The sequence below is a fragment of the Intestinimonas sp. RTP31139st1_F5_RTP31139_211217 genome, assembly GCF_040226735.1.
Taxonomy (GTDB): domain Bacteria; phylum Bacillota; class Clostridia; order Oscillospirales; family Oscillospiraceae; genus Intestinimonas; species Intestinimonas butyriciproducens.
Window position 1 is genome coordinate 1 of the sequence record NZ_JBCOAQ010000056.1, and the last position, 10,498, is coordinate 10,498.

A 10,498-nucleotide genomic window follows, 5' to 3' on the forward strand; every position below is an offset into this window, starting at 1 on the left:
CCCTGGCTCTGGCTGTCCGGGGCGGCCGTTCCCGCGCTGTGGCATGGGATCGGATACCTGCGCTTCCGCGACCATGTAAGGCGCTGGGGAAGGCCGGTGACGGACCCGGCGGCTGTGGACATGCTGGAGGCACTGCGGGCGGAGCTGGGGATCGCGGCCCCGGGGGAGCTGGTGGAATGTCCCGGCGTGGCGGGGCCCATGATGACCGGCCTGCTGCGCCCCACCATCCTCCTGCCGGCGGGCGGAGTGGACGGGGAGGCGCTGTGGTTCATCCTGCGCCATGAGCTCACCCACTTCCGGCGGAGAGACATCGGCTACAAGCTGCTCCTCCTGTGCGCCGCCCTGGTCCACTGGTTCAACCCCCTGGTGTGGATCATGCTCCGCGCGGCTGAGGGGGACATGGAGCGCGCCTGCGACGACGACGTGGTGAAAGGGCTCTCCCGGGAACAGCGGGGCCGCTATGGACAGACCATCGTGGACGCTCTCCGGCAGGAGAGGAAAACGCGAAAGGAGGCGGCGGAATGAGGGCACCCCACACCTATTTCTCCACCGAATTCCACGGCGGGACCCGGGCCCTCCGGGCCCGGCTGAGCAATCTCTTCGCCGCTCCCCGGCGGCGGGGACGGCTGCCCCTGCTGGGCCTGGTGCTGCTGGTGGGCGCCTTGGGCGGACTGGTGGCCTGCCATGGTGGCAGCTCCGCCACCATTGCCATGGACACCCAGTATTACGACGACAGGGGCAGCATTCTGGAGATCCCGCAAATCACCGGGGACCGGAGCGAAGCGGCCCAGGCCATCAACGCCGCTCTGCTGGCGCGGAAAGCGGTCTATCAGACCTATGTGGACGATCCCTACCGGGACGCAAGCTGGTGCGAGGTGACGGCCTGGCCCACCACCACGGACCGCTATCTGAACCTCGCCCTGGTGGAGAACGTCTATCCCACCTATGGCAGCGATGGGACGCTGTTTTCCTGGGTCTATGACAAGAAGGACCGGCGGGAGGTGACCCGGGAACAGGCGCTGGAACTGGCGGGGACCACGGAGGCGGACCTGCGGGAGGCCGTGGCGGTGCTGCTGGCGGACGGAGAGCTCTCCCTGCCGCTGGATCCGGACACCTTTGAGATCCGGGGCTTCCGCATCGATGCCGACGGGGAGGTCACCTTCTATCTCGGAGGAGCGAACAGGGACGGTGCGGAGGGCATGGACGCCTGGTATGGCCTCTACGTCTGGAGCGGCGGGACTGCGGCCCGAATGACCGGGGCGCAGCCGGTGCCGTCGGAAGGGCTGGACCAGCGGGAGCCGCCCCTCTGGTATCAGTGGCGGGAGACCGGCCTGGGGCCGGAGGGGGGATTCGTCACGGCCCGCATGGACCCGGAGATACTGGCCGGGGCCGACGCCCTCAGGTCTCTGGCGCCCCAGGCGCTGGGAACGGATGGGGGGCGGCTGAACGTGAGCTATGCCTATTCGGACGTGAGCCATGCCTATTCGGATGAGGACCTGGCCTGCTGGTGCTATGACATTTTCGGTTCTGACGGGACCCTTCTGGCCCAGGGGCGGAAGAGTTGGACCGGCGGCGTGCTGTCTCTCTGCTTCCCCGGTGAGCCAGGGCCCCCCATCTACCTGGCAGGCGTGGAGATCCCAGAGGCGGCGCTGGACTTTCAAAGGCAGATCCGGGAGGAGCTCATCCCCCAATACAGTGGGCTTCCGCCGGGAGAGGAGATCTCGTTCCTTTACCGGGGAGAGGTCCTCACCGAAGCCTTTCCTCCGGTATGGGGATTCCGCGCGGTCCGGCAGACGGAAAAGGGCTGGGCGGTGGTCAACGATTACTACCAGGACCAAGAGGACCGGCAGGTCATGGAGGTCAATTACGATTTGGGCGGGCTCCTGGCGTACTTCAGGGGCACCTTCCGCTTCCCGGCGTCCTTTGCCGACCCGGAGGAGCGGTTCTACCCCGAACTGGTACAGAGGGCGCGGCGCCTGGCCGCGGGTCCCGACGGCTGGTCCATGGGGGAGATGACGCTGGCTGCGGCCGTCTACTTCCCGGAGGACGCCTCGGCGCGGGGCTATGAGGGGGTGGGCGCCTACCTCTGTCCAGTGACCCTCGCGGACCGGCCGGGGTGGGAGGACGACGCGCCCTACGCGGTCTATCTCTACGACATAGGCGGTAGGTACACCTACGTGGGTAACTTTACCCGGGAAGAGGCGGGGACCCGGGAAGCCCTCCGCGCCCTGGCCATGGGTTATTTTGAGAACTGGGAGGCCGGAGGCGGAGACCGCTTCCTCAACTATGTCGCCGGGACAGACCACTATGACCCGCAGGGGGGATTTTTCACAAGCGATGGGCTCCACCTCTCCTGGCAGACCCCGGGCTCCGGAGATGGAGACAACCTGGCGCTGGTCTTCCGCAGCACGGAGCGGGGACTGGCCGTTTATTACCGCTATGCCTACGAGCGGTATGTAGCCACCCACGGCGGTGTGGAGCCGGTGTCCGTTCCGCCAGGTTCGGGCTGTCTTGTGGAGCTGCTGGCGGGGCCCGGCGATCCGCGGGAGCGCGTGGGAGAGAGGGAGCGGCCCCTTGCGCTGGAGGGACTGCCACCGCCCGGAACGCCCGCTGAAAACGGCTGGTACTATCTGGCCGTGACATCGGAGGAGTGGTACCCCATCTCCCGCTATGTCACGGACTATCTGCGGATTCTGGAGTGGCTGTCGAACGGTTCCACATTCGGTTTCTATTAAGGCCGGGGCCTGCTGGAAACCGGGACGCCGGCCGTCCGCCGCGCTTCCGACCAAAGGGTCGCGAGGCTTTCCACACAAGAGACGAAAAAGAAGGGGAGAGGGGTCATGAAGCGCCCACACACCTATTTTTCCACGGAATTCCACGGCGGGCCCCGGGCGGTCCGGGCCCGGCTGGGCAATCTCTTCGCCGCGCCCCGGCGGTCGGGGCGTCTGCTCCTGCTGTGTACGGTGCTGCTGGTGGGCGCGCTGGGCGGACTGGTGGCCTGCGACGCCGCCCGCGATGGAGAAAGAAATCCATTCCCCGTTCCGGATGAGGTATACGCCATGGCGTTGGAGCTGGCGGGGCCGGGGGGAGAAACGGTGGACCTGAAGCTGGCCTTCTCCGCCGAGGCTGTGCTGCCCGGCGCCACTCTGGAGGCCTATACCATGGAGCCGGGCGCGCGGCCGGAGGGCCCGGAGGGCCATGCGTTTGACGCCGCCTTCACCTTTCTGGTGGTCCGGCTGGAGGGGGGAGCGCGGAGCCTGCTGGGGAGCTTCTCCGTCGGGGCGGACGCGGGCGCGCCGGAGTACGCTGTGGCGGACTACCTGCGGGCTTCCGGCAACGAGGACGCCGGTCGACGGCTCTCGTTCCTCCGCCTTCTTTCCGACGCGGACGCCGCTGTAGCGCCCTTCCTGGATCGGGCTGAGATCGAGGGGGCTCCTGTTTCCGACGAAAACGGCGTCGTCTGGCGCCGCCTGGCCGGATATGAAAAACAGGAGGGCCTCCCCATGGAGGACCAGCTCCTCTCTCAGCTCCGCCGGGTGTTCGCCCAGGACCTGGCCGAGCGCCTGATGCAGCGATCCGACGGGACGTTCCGGGAGTGGAACGATGGGCTCTGGATCCGCTCCGACGCGGCGGAGCGCTTGGGCTGGGACTTCACCGCGGACCTTGCCACCCTGCGCTTCAGCGGCGCTTACGGCTGGGATACCGCGGTTGTGGACGGCACCGCCCGGGGTGCGCCCATCGAGTGGCATTTCCGCATGTCTGAGGACGGAGACCTCCGGCCCTATTTTATCCACTACTACAGCCTGTGCGGCGAGGGCTGGCCTTCCGATGCGGAGTGCGCCTTCCTGCTGGGTGGAGCATGGTATGTCCTCTTCCAGCAGGGGGAGCCGGACCTGGGCGCGCCCCTCTCCAGCGAGAACTGGACCGGGGACTCCGGGTATGAGGGCAGCCGTTTTCTCACCAGGACTTGGGACGGCGTGGAGGTCCGGTACAGCGTGGACGAGGCCGCGGACCTTGCCACGGCGTACGCCGTCTCCGTGACCGCGCCGGGCATCCCCAATTGGCGGGGGATCGAGGTCGGGTCCACCCGAGCTGCAGTCCTCGCGGCGTATCCGGAACTGGACGAAGCGGAGCAGGAGAAGCAGAACGGCACCCGCGACCTGCTCTTCTGGGGACGGCCCGTGGGCGGGACCTTTGTGGGGTTTCGGCTGGAGAACGACGTGGTGGTGCAGATGGACAGTCAGTTCGTATCCGACTGAGAAGGCGGAATACAGAGCGCGCGGCGGGACCTCCCGCCGCGCGCTCTGTATCTGTATCCATATCGGTCCTTACTGTTTTAACGCCTCCGGCATCTCATGGCCAGCCTTCTGGATCCCACGGCGCAGCCAGTTCCCCCGGGCGTAATAGATGATATAGAGGATGGAGGTGACGCTCCAGCTGATGGGATAGCTCACCAGCACGGTCTCCAGCACGTTGCGGTGCGGGAGGACCAGCAGCACCCACAGCACCCGCAGCACACACACGCCGCTGCAGGTAAGAAGCATGGGCTTGAGGGAGTCGCCTGTACCCCGGACCGCGCCGGAGAAGATCTCAATGCAGACGAAGGTGACGTAGAAGGGGACGGTGAACCACATGACATGCCGGCCCAGGGCGATGACCGCGCTGTCGGAGGTGAACATACGCAGCAGGATGGGGGCCGCGCCGCAGAAGAGGAGGCTGATGAGGGCCGTCACACCGAAGGTGACGCCCAGGCAGACCATCACGCCCTTCTTGAGCCGGTCGTACTTCCGGGCACCGAAGTTCTGGCTCACAAAGGTGGTGATGGATACGCCGAAGGCGCCGGAGACCATCCAATAAAAGCCGTCCACCTTGCCGAAAGCGGTCCAGGCGGCCACGGTGACGGTGCCGAACGAGTTGATGCAGGACTGAAGCACCATGTTGGAGATGGTGTACATATTGGACTGAATGCCCGCCGGGAGCCCGATGCGCAGGATGCTTTTGAGTTTGTCGGGGTGGAAACGGATGGCGCGGAGGTCTACGCAGTAGACCGTGCCCGGCTGGAGAAGGGAGACGGCCACCAGCACGGCGCTCACCACCTGGGACAATACGGTGGCCAGCCCCACACCGAAGACGGCCATGTCCAGCACCACCACAAAGAACAGGTCCAGCACGATGTTGGTGAGGCATGCGGCGATGAGAAAGTAGAGGGGACGCTTGGTATCGCCGATGGCGCGGAGGATGCTGGACCCCATATTGTAGATGAAAGAGGCCATGGTCCCGCAGAAGTAGACCCGCAGGTAGGTGAGCGCGTAGCCCATCACGTCCTCAGGGGTACCCATCATGCGAAGGACCGGGCCGGAAAGGGCGATGCCCACGCCTGTGATGACCACGCCCGCCGCCAGGGACAGGGCGATGCCGGTATGGACGGCCTCCCGCAGGTCTTCTCCCTGCCGGGCGCCGTAATACTGGGCGATGACCACTGTGGCCCCGGAGGAGAGGCCCACAAAGAGGTTCACCAGAAAGTTGATGAGCACCGCTGTGGGGCCGCCTACCGCGCCCAGGGCGGCGGTACCCACAAAGTTCCCCACGATGATGGCGTCCACCGTGTTGTAGAGCTGCTGGAAAAAGGTGCCCAGCAGGATGGGAAAGAAAAATGAGAGGAGGGGCTTGAGGATGGCCCCCTCGGTGATCTGATTGTGCAAAGCGGCGAACAGCTCCTTTCGGCGGCGGCAGACGGCATAAACCCGCCCCGGCTGTCCGGGGCGGGCGCGGGAAAATTCTGGCCGAGCGGCAATCATACCACAGCACTACAGTAAAGTCAATCCGTTGATGTCCAGCTTGAAGGTGAGGCCGAAGAATTCCGCCGCCTTTCTGCACAGGAGCATGCGCTGGAGGAAGATCTCAAAGTAGTCCATCACGGCGCACACCTCCGTATTGATGGAAAGGGTCAGGGTGACGGTCTTGGCCTTCTGATCCAGCCGCAGGTCGGACTGTTCCACCGCGTAATTCACCCGGTCATGGATGTCGAAGTTGATGGTATCCCGGTTACGGACCCGGCTGCGGCGCACGTCGGTCTTGTCCGCCAGCAGAAGGGCCGCGGCGATGGCGTTCACCGGAAAGGCGGTGGAATCATCATGATGGCCGATGGCTGTGATGACGGCGGCCACATCGGAGGGCTCCATGCCCATGTTGTCCAGGATCCGGAAGGCCATTACCGCTCCGGTCTGGGCGTGGTCGTTGCGGTTGACCACGTTGCCGATGTCGTGCATAAAGGCGGCGATCCGGCACAGCTCCACCGTGTGGGCGTCGTAACCCAGCTCCTGCAGCAGGTCGCCCGCCACCACGGCGCACCGGGTCACGTGGGCAAAGCTGTGCTCGGTGTACCCCAGGGCCAGCAGGGAGGCGTCCGCCTGGGTGATATAAGTCCGGATCTCCTCGGACTGCTTGACGGTCTCATAGGTGATATGCATATGCTCCATCTCCTCGCTGGTCCTATCATATAATAAAGAAATAGAGATTGCAACGGGCAAACTTGTTAAGAAAAGCTTTATGTCCTGTTCACAGCCTATTCACCAAATTCTTCCCTTGGGGGCGTATACTCTCCTCATCAGGCGAGAGCCGATTCTATATAGATCGCATCACTTCTTCCTCCTCTCTCTTTTCGACAAAGGCGCGGGCCGGCTAAAAAGCCGGCCCGCGCCTTTGCCCGCTGGAAGGAGCCGCGGCGATCTCCCTTCCCTTGCCTGGACCGCAGAAATGGGAGAAACAGCCCGCATCGCAAATTGTGACAGCAAAGAAAAGGGCGTTGCCTGCGGCTTCGAAACAGACCGACAGGCTCTGACAGACCAAGGACCTCCGCCGACCCCCAAAGGGGCTGGTGAAGGTCCTTTTTGCCGGGTCCCAATTCAATTTTATGTTCCCGGTTATGAACGGTGTATAATGGCATGAATACTACAAGTAAATACCCGGAAGCGTCCAAAAATGAATACTTCTTTTGGTCAAGCAACCTCTGCTCCGGGAATACAAAGGGGGATTGGAAGTTTGCCAAAGGGACTACGTTACACCTTGTTCAGATCGTAAGGCGTGGTCTGATAGACGTAGTAATTGAGCCAGTTGGTATAGAGAAGCTGCCCGGCGCTCCGCCAGCGGACGATGGGGGGGCGGCAGGGATCGTCGCCGGGAAAGTAATTATAGGGCACATGGATCTGCAACCCTTTTTCCCGGTCCCGGAAGTACTCCCGGGCCAAGGTGTCGGGGTCGTATTCCGGGTGACCGGTGATGAAAAACTGGCGGGAATCCTCACTCTTCACGGCAAAGACCCCGGCGTCTCCGGAGACGGCCAGCAGCTCCAGACCGGGCGTGGAACGGATATCGCTCTCCCACACCTCGGTGTACCGGGAGTGGGGGGCCTGGAAGACGTCGTCAAAGCCGCGGAACAGGGGGGAATTGGGTTTAAGTACCCGGTGGTCGAACACGCCGAAGAGCTTTTCCGGCAGAGAACGCTTCTCCACGCCGTAGTGGAAGTAGAGCCCCGCCTGTGCGCCCCAGCAGATGTGGAGGGTGGAGTGGACATGACTGCGGGTCCACTCCATGATCTCACACAGCTCGTCCCAATACTCCACCTGGGTGAAGTCCAGGTTTTCCACCGGCGCGCCGGTGATGATCATGCCGTCGTATTTCCGCCCGCGGACCTGATCGAAGGTGGTGTAAAAGGACTCCAGGTGGTCCTCGTCGATGTGCTGGGAACGATAACTGGAAGTCCGGAGCAGCTCTACCTGGACCTGGAGGGGCGTGTTGGACAGCTTGCGCAGGATCTGTGTCTCGGTGACGATCTTGGTGGGCATCAGGTTGAGGATGAGCACCTTCAGGGGCCGGATATCCTGGTGCAGAGCCCGGTATTCGGTCATGACGAAGATATTCTCCCCCTCCAGGGTGGCGCGGGCGGGGAGGGAGTCGGGAATTTTGATGGGCATGGTGTGGATTACCTCCGGTGAGAATCTGGATATACAGGTAAGGGCTAGGCTGCCGCTTCGCCGGCGGCCTGGGAGAAGAAGCGGAAAAGCATGACGGCGGCCTCTGCACGGCTAGCGCCGCCGGTGGGATTCAACCGCCCGTCGCTGCCCAGCAGGATGCCTTGCTCCACGGCCCAGGCCACTGCCTGGCTGGCCCAGGGGGAGACGGTGTCGGCATCGGAGAAGGAGGAGAGCCCGCCGCTGTGGGAGGGTTCTCCGGCATACCGGTAGAGCAGCAGGGCGAGGCTCTCGCGGGTGAGGGGGACGTCGGGAGAGAAGCCGCCGCCCGTGCCGGTGGTGATGCCGCTCTCCGCCGCCCAGGACGCCGCATCGGCATACCAGGCGTCGGCAGCCACATCGGAGAAGCTGCTCTCCGCATCAGGCTGGGGCTGGCCCTCCGCGCGGTAGAGAATGGTGCACAGGGCGGCGCGGCTGACAGGGACCGAGGGCTGGAACCCGTCCCCCGTGCCGCCTATGAGTCCGGCGGAGACCAGCGCGCCGATCTCCGGAAGCGCCCAGTGGTCCTCCAAGTCATAGAGACCGTAGAGATCGGTATAGAGGTAGCCGCTCAGCTCCCCGCCAACGCCGGACACAGTCTCCTCCTGAAACACGTCGGGGAAGCCGGCCCGCGCCATGGTCTCACGGTAGCCGCTCTCATCCGAGAGACGGATGAGATTCAGATAGGTGTCCACAGCCCCCTGATAGTCATCCTGGGAGGTCAGGAACAGGTCCAGGGCAGAGAGGGCGGAGGTGGCGTAGCTGATATAGTAGAAGGGGGACTCAAAGGTGTGGTTCACCTCCACCCAGTCGTAAGCCTCGTCCGAGTCCGTCGCATAGACATAGCCATACTCCTGCGCAAGGGTGCGGAAAAGGCGGTTGACATCCTGAAGCGTGGGGTCTTCCATGTCGAAAAACTCAACCTGAAACTCACCGTAGAGGCAGCCGTCCACCACAGCATGGAGCAGGGCGTAGAGGTCGGCGCCCCGGAAGGCGTCCCCCGCCTCGCCGAAAAGCTGGTCGGCATAGCGCAGGGAGAGGGCCTCCAGACCCTGCGAGTGGGTCTCCGCCGTGTCATAGGAGAAGTTGACGGAAGGGGCCGCGCAGTAAGCGGAGAAGTGGCCGAACTCATGGATCAGCGTGCTGATGTCGTAATAGCCGCCCTGGGGGCTGTCAAAGAGGAAAGCGGAGCGGTAGGAGGGCAGGGAAATGGTGAAGCCCACGTCCAGCTTGGTGTCGGAGCGCTCGATGTCACACAGATTGCTCTCCACCATATAGTCGAAGAGTTCTCCCAGCTCAGGCGCGATCTGTCCGATCACCGGACCCACAGCCGCCAGCTTCCCGGCCTGCCCCTGTCCGTCATAGCGGTTCAGTGCCTCCTCCCCGGCACAGACTGCGGCATAATAGGCGGCATAGGCGGAATAGACCGGTACGATATGCTCTTTCACATAGGAGAAGAGTGCCTCGGATTCCTCGCGTCCGTAATCGCGCCCGTAATACGTTTCATAATAGTAGTCAAGAACGGAGTCGTAGCCGCTGGAGCGGGCGATCTCCCGGCGCAGGGAGGAGAGCTCCAGCAGATAGGGACCCGCCGCCGCGTTCCTGGCTTGTGCCAGCGCGGAGAGGAGGGTCCAGTAATCCTCATCGCTCAAGTCGGGGTCGGATTCGGTCTCCTCACGGGTCCAGGTCCTGTCACTGCCCGGGAGCGTCGCGGTGTATTCCGCGGTGAGCGCGTTCCAGTATCCGGCCACCAGCGCACTTTCCTGGTCCATAAGGTCGAGCTGCTCATCAGTGATCGACTCGTCCAGGTAGTCATCCAGCAGTTCCTCCAGTTCCTCCAGGTCGCCGTCGGCGGCCGCATAGGCGTCGGTAAAGGAGTCGGAGCGGAACATGCCGTGGACGGCATCCTGGTAGGCCTGGCCCGCACGGGTAAAGAGGAAGGTGAAGGCCAGATAATCCGCCTCATAAGACGCCGGATCCCGGTAGTAATGGACAGAGCAGACCGAGTATTCGGTGTAAAGGGAGAGATAATCGACATAAAGCGCCATACAGGCGGTCGAAATCGTGGTGATGGAGGCGGAGGAGTCCAGCAGCGCCTGAAAATCCTCACAGTCCGAGAGAAAAGCCTGGACATGCTCTGTGTCATAAGAGAGTGAGTCGAAATCCACAGGGAGCGGCCCGGAATCTCCGGAGGACAACGCAGCGCTTTCCGGCAGAAGCGCGGGTTCCGCCGCTTGGACTGTCCCCAGCCCAGAGAGCAGAGCGCCGGTCAGCACCAGGGCGGCCAGGCGTCGAAATCGAAACATAAAAACAACCCCTTCCCATTCCTATATTATAATTAAGAGTAACACGATTAAACCAGGACCGCAACCACGAATCCTGCGGACATTCGTATGTCGAAGAAAGAAAATGAAGAAAAACGGAAAAAGGAGTTGACAATTGGGGAGGAGTTTGGTATATTAACTGAGCGCCAAACGCAGGGCAGGAAA

General features: G+C 63.3%; 7 protein-coding genes. 3 read left to right on the plus strand and 4 right to left on the minus strand.

Going from position 1 to position 10,498, the window contains the following annotated elements; genetic code table 11:
* The 3 genes from ABUA09_RS17120 to ABUA09_RS17130 all read left to right on the plus strand — a co-directional run.
* Nucleotides 1-525: M56 family metallopeptidase (locus ABUA09_RS17120; protein ID WP_349949562.1), on the plus strand; the 525-nt coding region annotated here is incomplete at its 5' end.
* A complete protein-coding gene (locus ABUA09_RS17125) occupies nucleotides 522-2,735 on the plus strand; it encodes a hypothetical protein (RefSeq protein WP_279201689.1) in 2,214 nt (737 codons plus the stop codon). The genes ABUA09_RS17120 and ABUA09_RS17125, both read left to right, overlap by 4 nt.
* A gap of 105 nt (nucleotides 2,736-2,840) precedes the next feature.
* Nucleotides 2,841-4,259 (plus strand): hypothetical protein, encoded by a 1,419-nt coding sequence (locus ABUA09_RS17130; protein ID WP_279201688.1) that lies wholly within the window; start codon nucleotides 2,841-2,843, stop codon nucleotides 4,257-4,259.
* 69 nt (nucleotides 4,260-4,328) lie between these two features.
* Here the strand turns inward: ABUA09_RS17130 and ABUA09_RS17135 are convergent, their stop codons facing one another.
* The 4 genes from ABUA09_RS17135 to ABUA09_RS17150 form a co-directional block, all read right to left on the minus strand.
* The gene (locus tag ABUA09_RS17135) at nucleotides 4,329-5,702 is read right to left on the minus strand and encodes an MATE family efflux transporter (RefSeq protein ID WP_227152245.1); all 1,374 of its coding nucleotides are present in this window, start codon (nucleotides 5,700-5,702) and stop codon (nucleotides 4,329-4,331) included.
* A gap of 105 nt (nucleotides 5,703-5,807) precedes the next feature.
* Nucleotides 5,808-6,470, minus strand: coding sequence for an HD domain-containing protein (locus ABUA09_RS17140; RefSeq protein ID WP_033116825.1), 663 nt, complete (start codon nucleotides 6,468-6,470; stop codon nucleotides 5,808-5,810).
* A 588-nt stretch (nucleotides 6,471-7,058) separates the two neighbouring features.
* Complete coding sequence (metA, locus tag ABUA09_RS17145) at nucleotides 7,059-7,973, minus strand: homoserine O-acetyltransferase MetA (RefSeq protein WP_033116824.1); 915 nt, start codon at nucleotides 7,971-7,973, stop codon at nucleotides 7,059-7,061.
* 44 nt (nucleotides 7,974-8,017) lie between these two features.
* A complete protein-coding gene (locus tag ABUA09_RS17150; RefSeq protein ID WP_075705295.1) occupies nucleotides 8,018-10,315 on the minus strand; it encodes an S-layer homology domain-containing protein in 2,298 nt (765 codons plus the stop codon).
* Nucleotides 10,316-10,498: the final 183 nt, after the last annotated feature.